At 45.8% G+C, this 24,040-nt stretch carries 14 protein-coding genes and 3 tRNA genes; 6 read left to right on the plus strand and 11 right to left on the minus strand.

Translation table 11 applies throughout. The features are described 5' to 3' along the window. The first annotated feature begins 57 nt into the window (after window positions 1-57). Complete coding sequence (yeeO, locus tag AACU19_RS12400) at window positions 58-1,545, plus strand: toxic metabolite efflux MATE transporter YeeO (RefSeq protein ID WP_001323172.1); 1,488 nt, start codon at window positions 58-60, stop codon at window positions 1,543-1,545. 100 nt (window positions 1,546-1,645) lie between these two features. Next, a tRNA-Asn gene (locus AACU19_RS12405) sits at window positions 1,646-1,721 on the plus strand. Between the two features lie 459 nt (window positions 1,722-2,180). Here AACU19_RS12405 and AACU19_RS12410 read toward each other — a convergent pair. The 3 genes from AACU19_RS12410 to shiA form a co-directional block, all read right to left on the minus strand. After that, on the minus strand, window positions 2,181-2,897 hold the full coding sequence (locus tag AACU19_RS12410) for a YebC/PmpR family DNA-binding transcriptional regulator (protein ID WP_000532923.1): 717 nt from the start codon (window positions 2,895-2,897) through the stop codon (window positions 2,181-2,183). Between the two features lie 341 nt (window positions 2,898-3,238). Further along, window positions 3,239-4,693: an AMP nucleosidase gene (gene amn / locus AACU19_RS12415; RefSeq protein ID WP_094029881.1), complete on the minus strand. Its 1,455-nt coding sequence runs from the start codon at window positions 4,691-4,693 to the stop codon at window positions 3,239-3,241. Between the two features lie 101 nt (window positions 4,694-4,794). Then, window positions 4,795-6,111, minus strand: a complete 1,317-nt coding sequence (shiA, locus tag AACU19_RS12420; RefSeq protein WP_105278961.1) for a shikimate transporter — start codon at window positions 6,109-6,111, stop codon at window positions 4,795-4,797. A gap of 305 nt (window positions 6,112-6,416) precedes the next feature. On the opposite strand from shiA, the gene AACU19_RS12425 reads away from it, so the two are divergent. Next, window positions 6,417-7,487, plus strand: coding sequence for a glycosyltransferase family 9 protein (locus AACU19_RS12425; protein ID WP_105278962.1), 1,071 nt, complete (start codon window positions 6,417-6,419; stop codon window positions 7,485-7,487). A 379-nt stretch (window positions 7,488-7,866) separates the two neighbouring features. Here AACU19_RS12425 and AACU19_RS12430 read toward each other — a convergent pair whose 3' ends face one another. The 3 genes from AACU19_RS12430 to mtfA form a co-directional block, all read right to left on the minus strand. Then, window positions 7,867-15,855, minus strand: coding sequence for an Ig-like domain-containing protein (locus tag AACU19_RS12430; protein ID WP_157945119.1), 7,989 nt, complete (start codon window positions 15,853-15,855; stop codon window positions 7,867-7,869). Window positions 15,856-16,167: 312 nt separating this feature from the next. Next, window positions 16,168-16,243, minus strand: a tRNA-Asn gene (locus AACU19_RS12435). 100 nt (window positions 16,244-16,343) lie between these two features. After that, entirely contained in the window at window positions 16,344-17,141 is a 798-nt protein-coding gene (mtfA, locus tag AACU19_RS12440; RefSeq protein WP_023356468.1) for a DgsA anti-repressor MtfA, read from the minus strand. A 93-nt stretch (window positions 17,142-17,234) separates the two neighbouring features. On the opposite strand from mtfA, the gene AACU19_RS12445 reads away from it, so the two are divergent. Further along, window positions 17,235-17,324 (plus strand) — tRNA-Ser (locus AACU19_RS12445). A 585-nt stretch (window positions 17,325-17,909) separates the two neighbouring features. Here AACU19_RS12445 and AACU19_RS12450 read toward each other — a convergent pair. The 5 genes from AACU19_RS12450 to hiuH form a co-directional block, all read right to left on the minus strand. Next, window positions 17,910-18,440, minus strand: coding sequence for a cytochrome b (locus tag AACU19_RS12450; protein ID WP_105278964.1), 531 nt, complete (start codon window positions 18,438-18,440; stop codon window positions 17,910-17,912). Between the two features lie 344 nt (window positions 18,441-18,784). Then, entirely contained in the window at window positions 18,785-19,435 is a 651-nt protein-coding gene (gene zinT / locus AACU19_RS12455; protein WP_105278965.1) for a metal-binding protein ZinT, read from the minus strand. A 246-nt stretch (window positions 19,436-19,681) separates the two neighbouring features. After that, the gene (gene msrQ / locus AACU19_RS12460; RefSeq protein ID WP_105278966.1) at window positions 19,682-20,317 is read right to left on the minus strand and encodes a protein-methionine-sulfoxide reductase heme-binding subunit MsrQ; all 636 of its coding nucleotides are present in this window, start codon (window positions 20,315-20,317) and stop codon (window positions 19,682-19,684) included. Next, the gene (msrP, locus tag AACU19_RS12465) at window positions 20,318-21,322 is read right to left on the minus strand and encodes a protein-methionine-sulfoxide reductase catalytic subunit MsrP (RefSeq protein WP_032303279.1); all 1,005 of its coding nucleotides are present in this window, start codon (window positions 21,320-21,322) and stop codon (window positions 20,318-20,320) included. 102 nt (window positions 21,323-21,424) lie between these two features. Then, window positions 21,425-21,838: a hydroxyisourate hydrolase gene (gene hiuH, locus AACU19_RS12470; RefSeq protein ID WP_000920116.1), complete on the minus strand. Its 414-nt coding sequence runs from the start codon at window positions 21,836-21,838 to the stop codon at window positions 21,425-21,427. Window positions 21,839-21,970: 132 nt separating this feature from the next. Between hiuH and hprR the strand changes: the two genes are divergently transcribed. Next, window positions 21,971-22,642, plus strand: coding sequence for a response regulator transcription factor HprR (gene hprR / locus AACU19_RS12475; RefSeq protein ID WP_024201522.1), 672 nt, complete (start codon window positions 21,971-21,973; stop codon window positions 22,640-22,642). Continuing rightward, window positions 22,642-24,000, plus strand: coding sequence for a two-component system sensor histidine kinase HprS (gene hprS / locus AACU19_RS12480; protein WP_105278967.1), 1,359 nt, complete (start codon window positions 22,642-22,644; stop codon window positions 23,998-24,000). Before hprR ends, hprS begins: the two co-directional genes overlap by 1 nt. Window positions 24,001-24,040 lie beyond the last annotated feature (40 nt).

Below are 24,040 nucleotides of genomic sequence, written 5' to 3' on the forward strand. Positions count from 1 at the left end.
AGACAATTTGTCGGCAAAAATCTTTGCAGCTTTGCTGATTCTCCCTCATTATTTGAAATGTGGTTTCACTTTCTGCAATTAAGGTCGGCTTTGAATATCTCCTCTGCTTTACGCCAGGTTGTTCACGGCACTCGCTGGCACGCCAAACGCAAGAGTTACAAAGTGTTGTTCTGGCGCGAGATAACCCCGCTTGCTGTTCCTATCTTCATGGAGAACGCCTGTGTCCTGTTGATGGGTGTCCTGAGCACTTTTCTGGTCAGCTGGCTGGGAAAAGATGCGATGGCCGGCGTGGGATTGGCGGACAGCTTCAATATGGTCATTATGGCTTTTTTTGCAGCTATCGATCTTGGTACTACTGTCGTTGTGGCATTTAGTCTCGGTAAGCGGGATCGACGACGAGCGAGGGTGGCGACGCGACAGTCATTGGTGATCATGACGTTGTTTGCCGTACTGTTGGCAACGCTTATTCATCATTTTGGCGAACAAATTATTGATTTCGTCGCGGGTGATGCCACGACAGAAGTTAAAGCACTGGCGTTGACTTATCTGGAGCTGACGGTACTCAGTTATCCAGCAGCTGCCATCACTTTGATTGGTAGCGGGGCACTTCGTGGTGCAGGGAATACGAAAATACCGCTACTGATTAACGGTAGCCTGAATATTCTTAATATTATTATTAGCGGCATATTGATTTACGGCCTTTTCTCCTGGCCGGGACTGGGATTTGTCGGGGCTGGGTTGGGGTTAACCATTTCTCGTTATATTGGCGCAGTGGCAATTTTGTGGGTGCTGGCGATTGGTTTTAATCCTGCACTCAGGATTTCGTTAAAGAGTTATTTTAAACCGCTGAATTTTAGCATTATCTGGGAAGTCATGGGGATTGGCATTCCTGCGAGTGTCGAATCAGTATTATTTACCAGTGGTCGGTTATTAACTCAAATGTTCGTTGCCGGGATGGGGACCAGTGTTATTGCCGGGAATTTTATCGCGTTTTCAATTGCGGCTCTTATCAACTTACCCGGAAGTGCGCTCGGCTCTGCTTCTACGATCATTACAGGCCGAAGGTTGGGGGTAGGGCAGATAGCGCAAGCAGAGATTCAGTTGCGGCATGTGTTCTGGCTGTCCACTCTTGGATTAACGGCCATCGCCTGGCTAACGGCTCCCTTTGCTGGGGTTATGGCATCGTTTTACACCCAGGATCCACAGGTTAAACATGTCGTTGTGATTCTGATTTGGCTAAATGCTTTATTTATGCCTATTTGGTCTGCCTCATGGGTGCTACCCGCTGGATTTAAGGGTGCTCGCGATGCCCGTTACGCCATGTGGGTTTCTATGTTGAGCATGTGGGGTTGCCGGGTTGTAGTCGGTTATGTGCTGGGAATCATGCTTGGCTGGGGTGTGGTTGGTGTCTGGATGGGAATGTTTGCCGACTGGGCTGTGCGGGCCGTGCTGTTTTACTGGCGCATGGTTACTGGACGTTGGCTGTGGAAATACCCTAGACCTGAGCCGCAAAAGTGTGAAAAAAAGCCAGTTGTGTCGGAATAAACGACAAAGTGCAGATTATTTCAGCAAACGATTTCAAATTTAAAAAACAGGCTTTGACATTGTGGATGGGCGTCGCTAATATTCGCCTCGTTCTCACGATTCCTCTGTAGTTCAGTCGGTAGAACGGCGGACTGTTAATCCGTATGTCACTGGTTCGAGTCCAGTCAGAGGAGCCAAATTTTAGTTTTGAGACAACTTTATGAGTCTCAAGGCAGCTAAAAATAGAAATTATTTTTACCCGACCACCTAAAAAAGGTGGCCGGGTTTTTTGATGCCTGTATCTCGTGCCCTTAACCGAGCCTGATGGTTCAATGAGCAAATTGCCCCCAGTGGACATCACGGTTAGTAAGGTCATACCAACGGCTTAAAAGTCTGTTCTATACAGCACCGAACAAAGGTAAAGAGAAAAATATTTTATGCGGGATGTCGCTGTCTTGCCCTTATCGGGAAACTATACGTAATTGCGGCTTTGTCTTCTGTAACCAGGAAAAGACGACCTGGAATATCAATTAATGTTATTTCTCTGCGGGCGGGGATTTTTATAATCAATATAATAGGTTGACCATTATATTTTTCATGCGAATTATATGAGATTAAAGAAATCTGCCATAAAGACAGATTTCTTTAAAATATAATTAGAGATTTGCGACGTTATGATAAACTTTTTGAACATCGTCGTCATCTTCAAGGGCATCAACAAGCCCTTCAAAGATTTCTAAATCTTCTGGGGAAAGCTCAACTTCAGATTGAGCAATCATTTCTAATTCTGTTGTTGAGAACTCAGTGATTCCAGCTGCTTTTAGAGCCGCGATTCCTTTATGAAGGTCAGTAGGTTCAGTATAAATAACAATATTACCTTCTTCTTCAGTTACATCACGAACATCAACTTCAGCTTCAAGCAAAATTTCAAAAATATGGTCCGGGTCTGTCCCTTTAAATACAATCACACCCGTATTGTCAAACATATAGCTGACAGAACCTGCCGCTCCGATATTGCCGCCTTTTTTATTGAAAATTGTGCGAACGTTAGCAATCGTACGGTTAACATTTGAAGTCAAGGTTTCAGCGATAATCATTGAGCCATTAGGACCAAAGCCTTCATAACGGCCCTGCACGAACGTTTCATCTCCGCCGCCTTTGGCTTTATCAATTGCTTTATCAATAACATGCTTTGGAACTTGTGCCTGCTTTGCTCGTTCAATAACGAATTTTAAAGATGTGTTTAATTCTGGATCGGGTTCACCTTGTTTGGCAGCAGCATAGATTTCTACACCGAATTTTGCATAAATTTTAGACGTTGCACCGTCTTTAGCCGTTTTTTTAGCAACAATATTGGCCCATTTACGTCCCACTGGAATGATCTCCTCGAAAATTTATTTACATTACTGGTAAATCGTTAACATGCGTTAATTCGGCATATTATATCATAACAGGAAAAATCTCGTCTATTAGAAATAAAAATATTCTAAATCCATAATCTTATATTTAATCTCATAAAAACTAATGTTGTTGGCGGATTTTTTTATAATTGTGTTTTGAAAGCATACTTGCTTTTAATATATGGAAATCATTAAGGCTGTAATAAAACTCGTATCCGCCCCAGGAAGCAAACAGCCTGCTTTATTGCAGGCTATTTGCTGGATGACTTACTAAATCCTTCACATCTATTCCTGATAAAAAGGAACAGAACTTATTATCGGAACGGCGGTTCATTAAAGGTTCGTAATTTACGTGAATGCAGTCGGTCGCCTTCTGCGCGCAGCAAATCGATCGCCCGAATGCCAATTTGCAGGTGTTCGGAAATAGCGCCTTCATAAAAACGGTTAGCCTGACCGGGAAGTTTAATCTCACCATGCAACGGTTTATCTGAAACACACAGTAGTGTCCCGTATGGCACGCGGAAACGATATCCTTGTGCGGCAATGGTTGCACTTTCCATATCAATTGCTACGGCCCGGCTTAAGTTAAAACGAAGTGCAGAAGCTGAATAACGTAATTCCCAGTTCCTGTCATCTGTGGTTACCACAGTGCCAGTACGTAGCCGCTGTTTAACTTCCTCTCCGGGCCTGCCGCTGACTAACTTGGTAGCGTCATAAAGCGCACGTTGCACTTCAGCAATGCTCGGAATAGGAATATCGGGCGGCAGTACCGCATCAAGAACGTGGTCATCGCGTAAATAAGCGTGTGCAAGTACATAATCTCCAATGGCCTGGCTTTCACGTAAGCCACCACAGTGACCAATCATCAACCAGACATCCGGGCGCAGCACCGCCAGATGATCGCAGATGGTTTTAGCATTTGACGGTCCCACGCCAATATTCACCAGAGTAATACCCTGACCATCGGCGGTAATTAAATGCCATGCTGGCATCTGGTGTTTTTTCCATGCAAGGTCGGAAATGGCTTCTTCTGGCGCTTCGGTTTCGGCGGTGATCCAGTTCCCGCCAGCACAAGAAAGGGCAATGTAGGGACTATCAGGGTCGAGGATCTGGCTGCATCCCCAACGAACGAATTCATCCACATAACGTGTGTAGTTGGTAAACAAGACGAACGGCTGAAAATGTTCAACTGGCGTACCGGTATAATGGCGCAACCGCGCGAGGGAAAAATCGACGCGGCGCGCATCAAAATGCGATAGCGGGGAGAATTCCGTTGGATGATAAATGCCGTCTGCAGTTTCATCGCCAATTTGCGCCAGTTCTGTTGTCGGGAAGTAGCGAGTTAATCCAGCGCTCATTGAGCGATCAAGTGTCAATTCAGAGCCATCGATGACATAAGGATAAGGGATTTCATGCTGCGAGGGTTGCACCGAGATATGCGCACCATAATCCTGATACAGCAACGTAAGTTGTTCATTCAGATACGAACGAAAGAGAGTAGGGCGAGTAATCGTGGTGGTGTAGCTGCCTGCGTGGGTAAAACGACCAAATGCGCGCGTTTTGGGGGGATTGGTTGTGCTACCGTCCCAGGTTACGGTCAGTGATGGATAGACAAAAAGACCTTGTTTGCGGGCGTTTTCATCAGGTAATTCGCCACTTGTAATATATTTGCCAATGGCGTTGCGTAAAGCGACTACAGATTGCTCATACAGCGTGTCGAGTTTATCCAGTGCCTGAGCTGGGGTCAGACCGGAGCCCTTATTATTCATGTGTGTCTCCTGTTCCATACAATTACCGCACTTCCGATAGTATGTCACAGGAATGTGAAACAAAAGTGTAAGGCGAAGATCGGATGATCTTCGCCAGGCTATTAAGCGCGTTGATTGTCTTTCATCAACAAAGCGGTCACTGCGGAAATCAGGCATCCAGCCAGTAAATAAATGGCGACGCTATGCCAGTTCCCGGCAAAGTAAGTGATAAGTGCAGCGGCAATGAAAGGTGTAAATCCACCGCCAACCACACTGGCAACCTGATATCCGACTCCAGCGCCACTATAGCGATAACTGGCACCAAACATTTCGGTAAACATCGGTTGTTGCACGCACACCACCATGTCATGCGCAATGTTTGCCAGCATTATGGAGAAGAAAACTATCCAGAAAATAGATTGTGCTTCAAGCGCTATAAAGAAAGGAAATGCGCTCAACGTTCCGATTAACGCACCTGTGATATAAACTCTGCGGCGACCAAAACGATCGGCAAGCCAGGCAAAACAGGGAATTGTCAGGCAGCTTAATCCACCTACCAGCAAACCAATATTGAGGAAAAGTTCGCGCGGTAACCCCATATTCTGGGTTGAATAATTAAGTGCGAAGGCGGTAACGATGTACATCGTCAGCAACTCGCACAGTCGTAGCGCAATAATCTTCAGGAAAGCACCGGGATGCCGTAATAGTGCTTCGATAACCGGGATGCGTTTTTGCTCTGCCGCTTGATTATGTTGCTGTTGTTCAAATTCCGCGGACTCCTCCATGCCATTACGCACCCACAATGCCCCCAGTACCAGTACGATGCTAAACAGGAAAGGAATACGCCAGCCCCAGCTTAGAAACTGTTCGTCAGTCGTCATCATACTGATCAGTGAAACCAGTCCGGTTGAAAGCAGTAAACCTACACCGTAACCAACTTGTACACCGCTACTGTAAAAGGCTTTTTTATTCTTAGGTGCGCTTTCAACGGAAAGCAACGCTGCGCCTCCCCATTCGCCGCCGACGGCAAATCCCTGAATGGCACGCAGTGTCACCAGTAAAATGGGGGCCCACCAACCTATGGTCGAGAAGGAAGGAAGAATGCCAATCAAGGCTGTCGCGATGCCCATCATCCAGACGGTCAGCATTAACATGCGCTTACGTCCCAGTCGGTCGCCAAAGTGACCGAAAATGACACCGCCAAGTGGACGGAAAAGGAAGCCGACACCAAAGGTGGCAAATGCGGCGAGCGTTCCCATTGCCGGGCTGACTTGCGGGAAAAACTCGCGATTAAACACCAGTGCGGCGGTAATGCCATAGAGTAAAAAGTCATACCAGTCGACGACAGCTCCGGCGAAACTGCCAAACGCAGCTCGTCGGGCGCGACTTAACGAAAGCGTCCCATCATCGGGACGAGTGGAGATGAGCGTGGTGTCCATAATGATCCTGTTTGTACTGTCTTTTTATAATTAGTATGGAAAAGGTAACTCACATTGCCGTCGATCTATAAACGAACCTTATGAGACTACCTCGACAGAGCGCATCTGCAAATGATTTTATGGCTGATTAACGGCAACATGAAAAATTCGATGGAAGATGAAATCGCAGGAGTTGCATAAGGATTGAGCAGAGCACCTACAGTTTTGAGATATGAAACATAAAAGTCCGCATATGCACAAAATTGCACCCTGATGATTCTGATAGACTGCATTGCATTTTAACCAGTAGGGAGGCGAGGTTAGGTATGTTTTTAGCATCATTGTTGAGACGTATTGCATTTAGTTACTACGATTATAAAGCTAATAATTTCAATATTGGAAAAACAGACTTTGTTGTCATCCACATTCCCGATCAAATTGGCGATGCTATGGCCATCTTTCCAGTTATTCGGGCGCTTGAATTGTATAAAATTAAGCATCTTTTAATTGTTACTTCGACTATTAATTTAGAAGTCTTTAATGCGCTCAAACTTGAACAGACTAAATTAACATTAGTAACAATGACTATGCAGGATCACGCAACATTAAAAGAAATAACAGATTTAGCGAAGAACATAACACAGCAATACGGTACGCCGGATCTTTGTATAGAGGCAATGCGTAAAAAGAACCTGAAAACGATGTTATTTATCAGTCAGTTGAAAGCAAAAACGAATTTTCAGGTTGTCGGTTTAACCATGAAGTGCTATTCCCCTTTGTGTAAGAACGCGTCCCGGATGGATCAACATCTCCGGGCTCCCGTACCCATGACATGGGCGTTTATGATGCGTGAAGCGGGTTTTCCTGCAGTCAGGCCAATATATGAATTACCATTAAGCGAGCAGGTAATAAATGAAGTACGTGAGGAATTGTGCACTTTAGGATCTTACATTGCGCTTAATTTAGATGGCAGCGTGCAGGAACGCACATTTTCGTTATCAGTAGCTGAGAAACTCATCGCCAAAATTCAAAGTGATAATGATATGCCAATAGTCATTGTTCATGGACCAAAAGGGGAAGATAAAGCCAGGGTATTAGTGGATTGTTATAATAATGTCTACCGGCTATCCTTATCACCCTCGATTAAACGTTCAGCAGCAATCATAAAAGACGCTTATATCGCAATAACCCCTGACACCTCAATATTACATATGGCAAGTGCCTATAATACCCCCGTCGTTGCAATTTATGCTGATTACAAAACGCGGTGGCCTGCGATGGCAGATATCTCGGAGTCAGTGGTCGTTGGGCAAAAAATTGATCATATAAGTTTGGATGAATTCGGAAAGGCGCTAAAAAGTGCTTTGGAGAGAGTATGTGTCAGTACTTACGTATAGAAGGTAATGCCGATCTGTGCTGAACAGGGGACATTAATACCCTGAGGTTGGTCAATCACCACAAAAAAAGCCTTTGAATCAAAGCAATACTCACCGAATAATAAGGCAACCTGAACTTAAATCCCCGTTAACTGCCATACATTATTATGACTTGCACTGATGTAATTAGCTAAATATTATCGTGATTTGACTAAATAGCAAAAATGATAGCTATCAAAAATAGCTCATATACTTTGTTTCTCGCTGCCGTAGAATAGATGGTCCTTCCATGTTCAAGCATTTATTCAAAAAAAAGGGGGGCTCGACTGTCTTACGATAAACAGAGAAGGATTGTAAAGTCGAGTGCCCCTAATGGAGCACTCTATAAAAAATTCAATAATCAAATGTTTTTATAACATGTAACATGAGCAAATCCAAGTTTTGCCATTACGCTTTGCTCACCTGTTGCCAGGGAAATTTCGTATTGTTCACTGGAGTTTGCGGGACTAGATGACCAATACATATTTGAATAAAAATCGGCTTCATTCATATAATGCCCCATATCTCCCCATTCACTGTACAATGTCCCTATACCTCGGGAACGACCCTGGCTTAAAAGGCTTGCTCGGGGAAGCATGTAGCCATTGCTACTGCAAAAATTTTCAGCAAGGCTGTATATCATGGCAGAATCGCCGGAGTTTACCCACCAACTCTTCACCCGGATTTCGTATATATAGCCAGGGCCTCCTGATTTTGGCGTCGCTGTAATCGTTACCCAACTGCTTCCGACATTTTTAAATGTCACTTTACCGGTAGCGTCAACATCGACCCAGGAGGCAGAGCTTGAAAACTCATAATCAGCCGCCGTTTTGCCCGGGGAAAAGTTGTCATTATTCAACTGATAATACGCCCCGGTGAATCCCTGAGAAGGGAATGTAGTTGTCGGTAGGTTAGCACCATTGACTGACACGGTACCGCTCATTATTTTGTCTTCTGCGCGAGTGAATTGTATTGTGGTACTCAGACCCGCTTGATGAACACCATTCAATACAGGGATCAGCGTTGCGATACCCTCTCCGCCTCCTGTAACAGTGGCTTTGTAATCACCGTTGATATTTTGACTGTAATCAATTGCGCTAATTTTCACATAGGGCACGTTAGTACCTGATTGCACAAATTCCATCCCTTCAGAAACTTTGATCGTATTGCCTGATATATCGTGCAAAACAAGATGTAGCTCAGCACTATCGGTATAGTCCCCTTTTAGTGATGACCGATTGTTCTTAAGGACGGACTGCGAGGCGTCTGCCGGGCCTGCCACCAGCGTTATATTAGCTGTTTGCGTTGCACCTGTGCTCGTTCCTGCACTAACAGTTACGCTCCCAGTTCGCGCACTTTTCACGGTGGTTGTCGCAAATCCGTGTTGATCGGTAACCGCTGTTAATGACCCTAATGTGGCAGAGCCACTTTTTAATGCGAAGTTCACATTGACGCCTTCGACTTGGTTACCACTGCCGTCCTCAACAGTAGCCTTCAGCGTGCTGATATCGCTGTCGTTGGCAGTGATAGTTGACGGATCAGCGCTCAGGCTGACCACATGGGCTGTGCTTTGGTTGCCAGTAACTTTCACGATTGTCTGCGCCTGAATAATTACGCCACTAGTGATAGATGCTGTAACCGTATACGTACCGACTTTATTGCTGGTCAGAACGACTTGTGCCTCCCCGGAAGGATTGGTTTTCATTGTTCCGCTACTTAACGTTGCATCTTCTGGCGTTACGCTAAAGGTAACGAGTTCATTGTTCACTGGGGCCCCATTTGGATTGGTTAGCCTTACTGTCAGAGTTGAACCTAATGGGTCATTGATGCCGATAAGTGGACTTGATGCTGTGAGTGTCAGTTTTAAATCGATTACCACCAGGTCCTTCTCATAAGAGGAGCCATTCGCCAGGGATGCTTGCACAGTATACGAACCGTATCTTTTGGGCGTCATGGTGACTTCGGCTATACCCAGTGTATTCGTAGAGACCGTATCCTGACTAATGACCATGTTAAAAATTGACGGCTCTGCACTGAATGTCACAAGCTGTTCAGAAACTGGATTGCCAAACTGGTCGTCGACGTGCGCTTTAACCGCCAGGGGGGTTGCGACCATAACCTGACCTTCAGGCATTTCCAGACTGGTGATCGTCGCAGAATCAGCATCTGCTTTGACAGTCAACGTTTGCATGATGGTATCTGTAGGTGCATTTGCCAGATTAGCCACAACAATTTTCGTCCCTGCAATGGTGCTTGTTACAAGAATTTCTGCCTTACCCTGAGCATCTGTTTCAGCGGTGGTGTTACTCAGCGTGGCGGATAAGCCGCGGAAATTGACCTTGATGCCTTCTAATGGATTGTCATAAGCGTCAGTGACACTTGCCGTCAGGGTCGCACCCTCGGTTGTGCTGGCGATTAATGAGCTTGATGATGCGGTAAAATCAGCCAGTTTAGCGGTACTCGCATCGGCAAGCAAAGTCACCGGCCTCGTATCACTGACACCATAACTGTCCACGCTGACCGTCACGGGATAGGTGCCGGACTTCGTACCGCTTAGTGTAACTTCCGCCTTGCCGTTGATGTCAGTAATGGCGGAACCGCCTTCTCCAAGAGTGAAGCTTGCACTCACATCTGCCGGTAGTGTGAATGTCACCGGCTCATTGGCTAACGGGTTGCCGTGTCCATCAGTCACTGTTGCCTGAAGTATGGTCATTCCAATGTTATTGGCGATAAAGTTGTTTTCGGTAACGTTAAGATTAACCTGCGCAGTGAGCGTATCCGCAATAAAGTTCACCACCAATTGCTCACTCTTACCGCCAGCCATCGCTGCTGTCACGGTATGTGCTCCTGCTTTTGTACCTTTCAGTGTGACTTTCGCTTTGCCTTCAGCATCAGTAACCGCTTTACCGCCATCGCTCAGCGTGAAGTTTGCCCTCACATCTTCCGGGAGAGTAAATGTTACTTCAGTGTTGGCTATCGCATTGCCCTCTGTATCTGCGACTGTTGCTGTTAATGTCGTGAGATCGTTATTGTCGGCAATCACCGGATCTTTTGAGGCTCCCAGCGTGATTTCAGCATTCGCCACGTTCGGCACATAGGTCACTGTTTGTTGTATCGAATCGCCATTGTCGAGCGTTGCCGTCACTTGATAAACCCCGGCTTTTGTAGCGGTAAAGCTTGCGTAAAAATGGCCGTAGGAGTTGGTAGTATATATAGCGTTATTACTGGGGGTCACACCTTCACTTGGCGAAACGCTGATGGTCACCTTATGTTGGGGTACACCGTTTCCGTAATTATCGTTTACCACAACATACAGATCGGTCGTGTTGCCTGCGGAGACTGTATCAGTAAGTGCTTGTAACAAGGTGATATGTGCCGTAGACGCATCAGCGTTGACATTAATTGATGTGCTAAGCGTGGAGCTACCATTTTCCAGACTGGCCTCAACGGTATCCGGCCTCCCTCCTGATTCTGTCGAGGAACGGGTATTGGTATAAGTGACGGTTGCCTTACCCTGTTCGTTCGTTACGGCTTGGCCGCCATTCGTCATTTCAGCAGAGTTTGTACTGCTGGTGAAACTCACAGTTACACCTTTCACCGGAAAGCTATTATTATCAACGACTGTCGCGGTGATGACGCTGCCGGTGCTATTCTGCGGGGTACCAGCGATTATGCTGTCTGGGACAGGCGTCAACTCGATAATTTTTGCCGCCGCTGTGTCGCCAATAAAATGCACAGTTTTGTTGTCGCTGGCACCATTATTAGCCAGTGATGCAGTGACCGTCTGCTCACCAAAGGCAACGCCTACGAGAGTGGCCTGCGCGATGCCAGACTCATTGGTATTACTCTCTCCTGGGGTCAGGGTGAGGCCTGAAGAGGCTGAGCTGAATGTTACCGGAAGATTGTTCACCTCATTGTCGAACTGGTCTTTAACCGTTGCAGTTAACGTTGCACTATCGACGCCATTACCCGTGATCTCATCTTTTGACATCTGCAGGGCAACCTGAGCCGAGGTTTTGTCTGCCACAAATGTTACCGGCTGCGATTCACTGGCATTGTTATTAATCAGCGTCGCGATAACTGTATGCGTGCCCGCTTTTTTACCTTTGAGGGTGACATGCGCTTCCCCATTGGCTTGGGTGACGGTAATACCGTTATTTTCAAGGGTAAAGTTTGCCGCGACGTCTTGTGGCATGGTGAAATTCACCGCTATCCCCGCCACCGGATGATTCGACGGATCTTTCACTGTAGCTGTCAGCTGCACACTGTCGCTGTTATTCGTCACCACCTGGTGAGCAGGGATGTTCAGCGTGAGCCGTGCGTTGCTGGCATCGGGAGCAATATTGACTGTCTTCGAATCGCTATTGCCGTTAGGCAGAGTGGCTTCGGCTGTATGAACACCCAATACCGCGCCCTTAAGGGTAACTTCAGCAACACCACTGTCGTTAGTGTTGGTCGTGCTCTGACTAAGTTGAGTATCTGCCGGGTAGGTACTGAAGGTGACCGGTAGATCTTTTACAACGTTATCGAAAGGATCTTTTACTGTTGCTGTCAGCGTCGTCTCATCCACGCCATTCCCAATGATTTCCACTTTCGATGTTTGCAGAACGACAACTGCGCTGTCCTTATCCGCCACGAATGTGACTGGCTGCGCATCGCTGGCATTATTGTTACCCAGCGTTGCAGTAACCGTATGCGTGCCCGCTTTTTTGCCTTTGAGCGTGACATGCGCTTCGCCATTGGCCTGAGTGATGGCAATACCGTTATTTTCGAGGGTAAAGTTTGCCGCAACGTCCTGTGGCATGGTGAAGTTCACCGTTATTCCCGCCACCGGATGATTCGACGGATCTTTCACCGTTGCCGTCAGCTGCACGCTGTCGCTGTTATTCGTCACCACCTGTTGAGCAGGGATATTCAGCGTGACTAGCGCGTTGCTGGCATCGGGCGCAATATTGACTGTCTTCGTATCTCTGTTGCCGTTAAGCAGTATGGCTTCGGCTGTATGAATACCCAAAACCGTGCCCTTAAGGGTAACTTCAGCAATACCGTTCTCATTAGTATTACGCGCGTTCAGACTCAGTTGCGTGTCTGCGGGAGAGGTGCGGAAGACTACTGACAGATTTTTAACCACGTTATCAAAAGGATCTTTCACTGTTGCTGTCAGCGTCGTCTCATCCACGCCATTCCCAATGATTTCCGCTTTCGATGTTTGCAGAACGACAACCGCTCTGTCTTTATCCGCCACAAACGTCATTGGCTGAGCATCGCTGACATTGCTGTTAGCCAGACGAGCCGTGATCATATGCGTGCCCGCTAACGTGCCGGTCAGGGAGGCGATTGCAACCCCGTTACTATCCGTCATGCCTTTTCCGCCGTTGCTAATCGAGAACCGACTTGCGACGTCGTTTGGCACAGTGAAGGTGATTTCTTTATCTTTTAGTGGGTTGCCATTTTTATCCTGCAAGGTTGCAGTCATATGTTGCGGAGCTGTGTTGGTGACGGTGATATCACCTGAAGGCACACTGAGGGTCAGGGCAGCAGTACTTTGATCACCGATAAAATTCACCTGTTGACTAGCCTGGGAACCAGAGCTGACAGAGGCCGTAACCGTGTAATCACCATTTTTCAAACTGGTCAGCGTGGCTGTGGCGATCCCGTCGTGGCTATTCACTTCGGTTTGGCTCAGTTTCGCCTCTGCTGAATTAACATTGAAGGTGACCTTGACGTCATTGAGCAGGTTGCCTTTTGCATCCCGGACTGTCGCGGTCATGGTGGCGCTGTCATTGCCGTCAGCGACCACTTCATTTTTCGACTTCTGTAGATCAACCTGCGCGGTACTCGAGTCACCGACAAAACTGACGATTAACGTTTGTTTCACGCCATTTTCAAGGGTGACTTCAACCGTGTTGTCTTCCTGCTTGCTGCTTTTCAGATCAAAAGTCGCCAGGCCATTAGCGTCTGTTTTTGCGGTGTTTTGATTGTTGAAGGAAGTTGCCGATCCGTTTAATACCGCAAACGTGACGGTATGATCATTGATTGGGTTGCTTCCTTCATCAGCGACATTGACCGAGACGGTATTTGCTGCATTCTCATTGGCGAGCACACCATTATTGCTGGCAGATAATGTCGCAATTTTCGCTGACTGCGGGTTGGCGTCGATGATAAATCCAGCGGTATGCAAATCTTCATTCCAGTTTTGCATTAACAGCTTCGCAGTAAGTCCACTGCCTTTGGTATAGGCGGTATAGGTTGCCTTATAGACGCCATCTGCGGTTTCTTTCCAGTCTGTAGTGACTCCTGGTTTCACGTTGTCGATGCTGACTGCAGTATTCAGTTGCTGTTTTTGCTCCTTAACAGGTTTGTCATTTTCATCTCTCAGTTCTACCGTCACCTCGATAGGATTGCCGGAGAGATAACGGTCCTTATCAATCTTAATTGACGAGTGAGTTCGGGATGACGAAACAGAAATGATATTCACCACGGCGGGGGCTTTAGCCGCATCCACACCGTTCAGCTGTGGCATCAGCGTCAGCGTGCCAGACATCGCTCCTGTGGTCAGGACTTGGGTATAGCTTCCGTCACCATTATCTTTCCAGTCAGAAAGGGTAATGTCCTGAACACCTTCATGACGGGTCGAGAGCTCCAGCCCGATAACAGGATTACCTGCCGCATCATGCGCAATAAAAGTCAGTATGGCGGTTGAATGAGAATCCGCGCTCAATGTCTGGGCACTTAACGATACCGAGGAATCTTTCTGGCTTAGCGCAGGTGCCTGAACGACCACCATGCTTTGTTCACGATTCGACAAATTGCCTTTGACGTCTTCAGCGGTAACTTCAATCGGCCAGGTGTTATCGGTTTCTGGCGTACTGGTGAACCGGTAACCAGGCAGGGTAACCAGAATATCTTTACCCGTTGTGACCACTTTACCACCGGCAGCTTCCAGAGCGGTGGCTTCGACGTTATAGCCTTTCAGGGCATATTTGGTTTGTAGCGACGAAACCAGTGATTTCACTTCTCCTGACTTCCCTGTCACGGGATCAGTCAGGGTGAGGCGAAGAAGTTCTTTTTTGCGGTATTCCAGAACGATGTTGTTTTTACGGTCTACCAGATCATAACGGCTGCCCGTCAGGCTACGCCGTACAGCGACTTCATTCGGGTCAAGCTGTTTCTGCATTGCGCTGCCAGGTTGCCAGGTAAAATCGACGGCAAAACGGGTGTCATTTTCGCCCTGTTTACCCTGGCGTTGCTCCGCGCTGAAGGTCATCAGCGGGAAGGGGGTATAGTTAAGTCCAGCGGTTATGGCATGAGGATTACTTTGCCGATCGTCTTTATCGAACAGGGCCACTTCATCGCCATAATACTGTTCATAGACCAGTTTACCGCCAAGGTGCGGCCAGGCGGGTAACCAGCCTTCTGCGCGTACATCCCAGCCATTGGCCGGGCGTGCTTCATAATCGTTGTCCAGTTCAGGTGCGCTGCGCCAGTTGGTCAGTCGCAAATAGCCGTTACTGCTTAATTTAAGATAGTCGCGCCAGTACTCCGCGCCAATGCCGGCGCGGGAGTGGTAACGGCTAAGATCGTGGTCGAAAAAGAAGTTGATGCCCGACATCCATGTGGGAGTGAAATGACGCCAACCCAAGCCGTTGTTAATCTGCGTACGCTCGTCAGTACGGTGGAGAGTATGCTGGCTGAAAAAGAGATTATCAGGCGTTTCATACCATGGATGGAGAAAATCGAACTGGGAATTCTTCAGGCTAAAATCTTCATCCACGCCCAGCGTGATTCTTGCGGTGCCGAAGCGGCTTAACCAGTCTGTCATTGCGCCAGATGCCTGAGAAGAGGCCCATCCACGCGCCATATTGGCCGCTTGCTCGCTGTTCATATCTTCGGCGAGCAGAGACCCGATTTGCTGTGAAGTACTGGCTATCTGTTGCTCAAGGTTGTCACTGCTATTACGCGGCGACGGGGTTAAATTTTTTTCACTAACTTGTGCCGGGACATCCAGTTCATCACCCTGGCGGACATTATCAAAACCTCGAGCAAACGTACGAAACTGGTTGAGTTTGCGTAACTCAGCCAACGAAATACTGAAACGTTCGGCAACGCTTTGGGCCGATTCGAGCGCTCCAAGGGTGTAGGGCACCGTATTGGTATTTGCAATGGCGATTTGTGCAGGAACTGGTTGTTGGGTTGCGGCGTTTACCACACCTTGTGCTGCCGCAGTCATAGGGAACACAAGTTGAGTTACCAGGCAGATACCCGCAGTTAAGCGGCGTAGTTTAATACCCATCCCGCATAAGATTTGCCGATCATTTATTTCTTCTCCACTTCTCTTTTTCGTAGCCATGCTTACCTTCCCTGAACGAGCTAACATAAATGCGCCCTTTCTAGCACAGCGAAAAAATATAAATCCTGATAGCAATATGATTGAAAATTAATAACTTTTCGTTAAGCAGTTTTGGGTGTGAGTTGCAAGAGGGGAGACTACTGAATTATTCAAGTTTTATAATCGAGGGGAAAATGGTGATGGTGTCCATAGCAAAACGCCCTCAACCATAAAGATCGAGGGCGCTTAAGATGTCAAAAACCCGCTATCCGTTAAAAAGCAATGCTCAACTAAGGTCAATGACATTGCGCTAAAAAGCGAATTTTTAGAATTTGGCTCCTCTGACTGGACTCGAACCAGTGACATACGGATTAACAGTCCGCCGTTCTACCGACTGAACTACAGAGGAATCGTGTGAACAGGGCGCATGTTACTTAGCGGTACCTTGTCTGTCAACACTAAATTTCATAAGTCATTTCAATTGGTTAATTAATCTGCAAAGTTGTTAATTAATGAACATTCGTCGCCGAAAACGAGTCTGTATCATTAGCGTGATGCAGTCTCTGCAAAGGATCTTGTTGATAAAATTGGCAGAAACGTTGCCACAATGAAGGGAAACGAGGAGCAAAAAGTTCTGGGGCGCTAAAGAAATATTCAGAAAGTACAGCAAAACACTCAGCAGGATCACTGGCAGCATAAGCATCAATGCTCGCCGCATTCTCGCCAACCAATTCGATCTCTTCCTGAATGTTGTTCATTGCAGCATGAAGATCGTGTTCCCAGCCAGCAACCTCACGCAACGGAATAAAGGGAACTCCGCTGGCGCGATCGCCGTTACGGGTGTCCAGCTTATGAGCGACTTCATGAATAATCAGGTTAAAACCAGAAGCATCAAACGAATCTTGTATATCCAACCAGTTCAAAACGATTGGCCCTTGCTGCCAGCTCTGACCTGACTGAACAATACGTTGGTTATGCACTAAACCGATATCGTCTTCCCACTCATCATCGACCACAAATGGCGCAGGATAAATTAAGACTTCATGAAAACCATCCAGCCATTCCAGTCCTAACTCCAGAACGGGCAGGCAAAATAGAAGTGCTATCCGGCAGCTTCTTAATGAATCCAGCTCAAAGCCCTGTAAGGGAACAAGCCGTTTTTGCTGTAAAAAACGTTCAGCAAGAGTGACTAGTTTCCTTTGTTCCTGTTCTGTCAGGCACGTTAAAAGGGGAATCGATAGTGCTTCCTGCCAGGGAAGGGCAGTTTGATGTGCTGATTCTTGTACTTTCCAGGGCCACTTAATCATCGTTTTGCTCGCAAACTCGTCACTTGAACAAAATTGCACGGACAGGGACTGTTAAAATGCCAAATTTCCTGGCATCATGGCAACCATCTGAACGGAGAGATGCCGGAGCGGCTGAACGGACCGGTCTCGAAAACCGGAGTAGGGGCAACTCTACCGGGGGTTCAAATCCCCCTCTCTCCGCCACTTTATCAATGACTTATCTCCCGACTTCCCGCCTTGCTTTTCCTAAACAGAACAATCGTAGAATATTCTTGAAGGGTTAGATCGTCACTGTTTTCTGTTCGATACTGTGACATTCAGCACTTGATTCGCTATGGATCAGACAGGAAGGTTTCGAGCGAAAATCTACTGTTATTCAGTCGTTTTCTTTTCGGTCACCATTATTCTTCTCATCTTATGCTTTAGATATTGATCCTATGAAACCGATGTTACGTTAGTGGGCGGGAACTGAAGTTTACGGAGAAAAAGGGTTAATAATTGAGTCAAAAAAGGAACGCGGCCGTCAGATTAAAGCCGCGGGACAAAGTCCATAATTTCCAAGAGTTGTTGAATTTCCCAGCTTTTTTGAAAGCCTTTGTATCATACTAACAAGTAAAAAAGGTTTAAATACAAAAATTAACCTGTATTTTTGATAAGTCTTACCATCGTAGGATTTACACACTTTCTACTCCCCTGGGTTGATAGTGGAAAGAGTGCGTTATGCCGTTCCGTATAGATTTATGATGTGTTGGGGCTCATGGTTCACATTTCTTTTGTCAGGAGAGCGACTTATTTGTGGCGGGGCATCATTCGTAACAGAGTATTATCTTTCTGAATGTAATGATGAAAGAGCGCTGCGCCAGCGTGGGCTGCGATTAAAAAGTAACCTATGTTCGCCCAGGTTTCGTGAATATTTTTTATCAGTGCTTTAATTTCACTGTTTGGGGTAACAAAAGGCGGCACATTGAAACCAAGGAAACTCCACGATTTTCCACTATAAGCCATTAAAGCAAACCCCAACAGTGGAAGCGCAAGGAAGGTTATATAAAGCATGATGTGCATTAGCGAAGCCGCTTTCATTTGCCAGGCAGGTGGCGGTGGCACAATAGAGGGATCACTATAACGGTGTTTTATTATAAGGCGTGAAAACATTAACACCCAAACGAAGATACCCGCATTGTAATGTGTTTCACGCATCAACAGATAAGCATTACTATCTTTGGGAAACCAGCCACGGAGTTCCATTGCGGCATAAGTGATTGCAATGAAAAGCAGCGTTATCCAATGTAAATAAATTTGAGTTTTTGAGAATCGATTCATTTTTATAGCTCCTGTAATTTTCATAGTCAAGCTATCCCACGAACCTTAAAAATACCTTATACAGATGTGGTTTTAAGAATTTGTTATTTAAAAAATTGAAAAGGGTAAATTGTGAACAGTCAATATAAGCAATTGCCTGCTCCCAGTTATCTTACGCTGTTGGCAGTATTGTATATGGAGTCCGTTATTGATTAACCCTATGAGGGCTTGCTTATTAAGATGCAGACACGTCATAGCGATGAGCGTGTCTGCAGCTACCTTGCATTCAGTGGCGTTTGTGGACGGACCTGTGGTTGCTATGATAACTTAATAAAAACGGCATCGAGACGCTATTCATGGAAGACTCAATGAGACATCATCTCCTCGACCACTTCTTCGCTACTCAACTGATAGGGATAATACGTTGGCCAGTTTTCCATTTCATTCAATAAAGATTGCTGTGAATCATTACCCATAAAAATGTGAAAATGAGATGATTTTCGTGGTGCAATTATATGATCGCTAAATTGTATATATTTAGGGGCTTTGCTTTCAGGATCTTTACATTCGAATAAGTAACGAACGCCTTTCTTGCCTGATTTATAGGTGAGTATTTTGTAGCCATCGTAATCATATTTACAGGATGTAGTTTCGTTATTTCTATGGAATTCAATAATGCCGTCCTCAATACCAATCATTTCGATATCTGTCGCGTAGCCTTTCTGATAATAATCTTTAACTTCTGCGAATGTTTTGGTTTTATCTGCATTCGCTTTCTTTTGAAAAACGGGGTCAAGCTTGCCATTTTGCAGTAAAGGATAAACGGATTGCCAGACTCCATCCCAGTCACTGAGCGTTCGGTTTTGTACATTGGCATCATCAAAAACACCGTTAGCCGCTTTTTGTTCGACCTCTGTTAGGGGTTTACCGTGTGAGTGATGACCATGCGAAAAGGCAGGACCGCTAACAATAAATACACCTAAAGCAATAGCCATTTTATGAAGACGAATCGTCAAAACAGTTTCCTCCAGAGTTATTTTATATGATATGTAATGTTATATTGTAACACATAACAAAATGCAACAACTCTTGGGAGGCGAATGCATAGTGTACCCAGCTGTGTTTTCTATCTTATTGAAATAAATTAAATTAGTTCGATGATTTGAGGTTGATGACAAACGAAACAAAACCTGATGCAATCTGCGTAGGCCGGATAAGGCGCATCCGGCAGGGATAACGCGTACTTTATCGGCAATATGAAGTTATAGAGATAATTTGTTGTGAACCTGCTTGCGTAGCCGGTTGAAAAGGGAAAGCAACTTCTTATACCGTAAGGCTAAAAGCAGTACAGCCAGCCCAGCGTAGATGAGTGGCTGCGGTGAAATAATCTTCACTGACCACAGATAATGTATTGGGGCCAGAATCGCGACAAGATAGACGAAGTTATGCAACTGTTGCCAGTGTTTACCGAGTTTTCGTTGCATCGCCTGGGTTGAAGTGGACGCTAAAGCAAGCAAAACTACCCAGCTAATAATACCTAACGTTAAATAAGGTCGGGTAATTAACTCCTTACCTAATAACGCCAGATTATTCACGCCCAGCTCCAGCAATGCGTAACTGGTTAAATGCAGTGTCGCCCAGGCAAAGCACCATAAGCCTAACAGGCGGCGAGTGCGTATCAATAACGGCTGCTTTGCGTAACGTGCCAGAGGTGTAACTAACAAGGTCGCCAGCAAAAATTTCAGTGCAGTGCGTCCGGTAAAATGCTGAATATCTTTCACCGGATCGGCTCCTAGTCCACCGTGATTGATCGCCCATGCAAGCCAGAGCAACGGCAACAATCCGGCAAGATGCAGGCAAACTTTTAGCCATGTCACCTGTTTTGCTGTCAGACGCATTTAGAAATTCTCCCGCAAATTCAGGCCACGATACAGCGATGCCACCTGGTCGGCGTAACCATTAAACAGTAGCGTTGGCTGGCGCTGTACATCGAGGATGCCGCCTGAACCAATAAATCGCTCAGTAGCCTGTGACCAGCGGGGGTGATCAACATGCGGATTAACGTTGGCGTAAAAACCGTATTCATCAGGCGCTGCCATATTCCAGGTGGTTGGCGGACGCTCGCGGGTCAGCTTAATACTGACGATCGATTTAATCCCTTTAAAGCCATATTTCCACGGCACAATCAGTCGCACCGGCGCGCCATTTTGTGGCGGTAACGCCTTGCCATAAACACCTACGGTCATCAGTGTGAGCGGATGCATTGCTTCGTCAAGACGTAATCCCTCGACATAAGGATATTTAAGCCCGCCGCCAATAAAGCGATCCTGCTGGCCTGGCATCTGTTCCGGCGCATAAATCGTTTCGAAAGCAACATACTTTGCATTGCTGGTGGGTTCTGCAAGCGCCAGCAATTTATGCAACGGAAAACCAATCCACGGCACCACCATCGACCACGCTTCCACGCAGCGCATACGATAAATACGCTCTTCCAGCGGAAAGCGACGAGTTAAATCATCGTGATCGAGTGTTAATGGTTTTGCCACTTCGCCACTGATTTTCAGTGTCCATGGATCGGTTTTCAGGCTACCAGCATTAGCGGCGGGATCGGCTTTATCTAGCCCGAATTCATAGAAGTTGTTATAGCCGGAAACTTTATCTTCTGGCGTCAGCGGTAGGTTATTTTGCCAGGCGGCAGGCTTGCTGAACTCCAGCGGTTTCCCTGCGGGGGCGGGCGGACGATCGTTCCCTTTAAACCAGCTAAGCAGATCAGCATGTGCGGCGTGAGGCAAAGAAAGTGCAGCTGCGCTGATGCCCAGTGCTTTTAACACCTGCCGACGCTGCATAAAGAATACCGACTCGGCAGTAATATCAGATTCTTTTAAAAATTGATTCTTTTTCATAAGCCATCACACTGTTTTGTCGTTAACCAGTAAGAGATTGTTAATCTGTCAGGGAGTCTCCTCCCTAACAGTAGCAGAGATCTGCTTTTACATATTTACGCATTAACTGCCACGATAGGTTGAATACCCATATTGGCTAAGTAACAAAGGTACATGATAATGCTCGTTCACTTTATTAATTTGAAACTCAACAGGGATCTCAGGGAAGAAACTTTCAAGATTTTGTTTCTTAAAATATTCTCCAGTTTTAAATACAACACGGTAATCGCCCGTGGTTGCAGTTTGCTCGGGCCACAGTGCCTTGATTCGTCCATCCTTATCTGTTTTGGCGGTATTAAGTTGTAACCAGCCGTTATCCGCTTTCTTTTCCAGAGTGACTGTCACGTCGGCAGCGGGTTTTCCTGTTTGCTGGTTCAAAATGTGCACGCTAAGAATGTTTTGTTGTGCGGCATAAACCAAAGAAGGTAATGAAAATGCAGCCGTTGCAACCGAGAGTAGTAAATAACGCTTTAACATGTTTATATCCTTGTCATGTGAATGAGTTTTGAGGATAGCGAAAAAACGTCTGTGATAACCTTACAGAAGCATTACAATTTTGTAATGAACCAGGCTGTTTCTATAACATATGATTTATGGCATATTATTTTCATGAAGATTCTACTTATTGAAGATAATCAAAGGACCCAGGAATGGGTAACGCAGGGGCTTTCAGAAGCAGGTTATGTCATTGATGCGGTTTCTGATGGCAGAGATGGGCTTTATCTTGCGCTGAAGGATGATTATGCATTGATCATTCTGGATATTATGCTTCCGGGTATGGATGGCTGGCAGATCTTACAAACGTTACGAACGGCAAAGCAAACCCCCGTTATTTGCCTTACAGCAAGGGATTCTGTCGATGACAGAGTCAGAGGGCTGGACAGTGGGGCAAATGATTATCTGGTAAAACCTTTTTCATTTTCTGAGTTGCTGGCGAGGGTTCGGGCACAATTAAGGCAACATCATGCTCTGAATTCAACATTAGAAATCAGCGGATTAAGAATGGACTCTGTCAGCCAAAGTGTGAGCAGGGACAATATCAGTATTACACTGACGCGCAAGGAGTTTCAGTTACTTTGGCTACTGGTCTCCAGAGCTGGCGAAATTATACCCAGAACGGTTATTGCGAGTGAAATTTGGGGAATCAATTTCGATAGTGATACTAATACGGTGGATGTCGCCATTCGCAGGCTCCGCGCAAAAGTTGATGATCCTTTTCCTGAAAAGCTAATCGCTACAATCCGGGGAATGGGGTATTCATTTGTAGCGGTAAAAAAATAATGAAAAGATTATCTATAACCGTCCGTTTAACCTTGCTTTTTATATTGCTACTGTCTGTCGCTGGCGCTGGAATTGTCTGGACTCTCTATAATGGCCTGGCAAGTGAGTTGAAATGGCGCGATGATACAACACTCATTAACCGGACTGCACAGATCAAGCAGTTACTAATTGATGGGGTAAATCCAGATACTTTACCTGTCTATTTTAACCGGATGATGGATGTTAGTCAGGATATCTTGATCATTCATGGTGATGGCATCAATAAAATTGTTAACCGGACGAATGTCAGTGATGATATGTTAAATAACATACCTACGACTGAGGCAATCAGTGCAGCTGGCATTTACAGAAGCATTATTAATGACACAGAGATAGATGCTTTACGAATTAACATTGATGAAATTTCGCCATCATTAACGGTTACTGTGGCTAAATTGGCTTCAGCCAGACATAACATGCTTGAACAGTATAAAATTAATAGCATTATAATTTGCATCGTCGCCATTATACTGTGCTCAGTATTAAGTCCGCTGTTAATCAGAACGGGATTACGAGAGATCAAAAAGTTGAGTGGGGTAACGGAAGCATTAAATTATAACGACACCCGAGAGCCTGTTGAGGTTATCGCACTACCGAGTGAATTAAAACCTCTTGGTCAGGCGTTGAATAAAATGCACCATGCTTTAGTAAAAGATTTTGAGCGCCTTAGCCAATTTGCTGACGATCTCGCTCATGAACTTAGAACGCCAATTAATGCATTACTGGGTCAGAATCAGGTTACGCTCAGTCAAACCCGAAGTATCAGTAAATATCAAAAAACAATTGCCGGAAACATTGAAGAGCTGGAAAATATTTCGCGGTTAACCGAGAATATACTGTTTCTTGCCAGAGCAGATAAAAACAATGTGTTGGTAAAACTGGATTCGCTCTCTCTTAACAAGGAAATTGGGAATTTGTTAGACTATCTGGAATACCTTTCAGAAGAGAAACAGATTCGTTTTCAGGTCGAGTGCAATCAGCAAATCTTTGCGGATGAAATTTTACTTCAACGAATGTTATCGAATCTTATTGTTAACGCCATTCGATATTCACCAGAAAAATCGTGCATTCATATAACCAGTTTTCTTGATGCCAACGGCTCTCTTAATATTGATATCGCCAGCCCTGGATCGAAAATTAATGAGCCGGAAAAACTCTTCCGTAGATTTTGGCGGGGAGATAATTCGCGTCATTCTGCAGGTCAGGGGCTTGGCCTTTCTTTAGTCAAAGCAATTGCCGAATTGCATGGGGGAAGTGCTACGTATCACTATTTAAATCAACATAATGTGTTCCGTATTACGTTACCGCAAAGAAATTAACCTATGGCTTCAGTACGCCACAGGTTAACCGTGAAAAAAC

This window comes from Escherichia sp. MOD1-EC4550, from assembly GCF_963876935.1.
In the GTDB taxonomy this organism is placed as follows: Bacteria; Pseudomonadota; Gammaproteobacteria; order Enterobacterales; family Enterobacteriaceae; genus Escherichia; species Escherichia coli_F.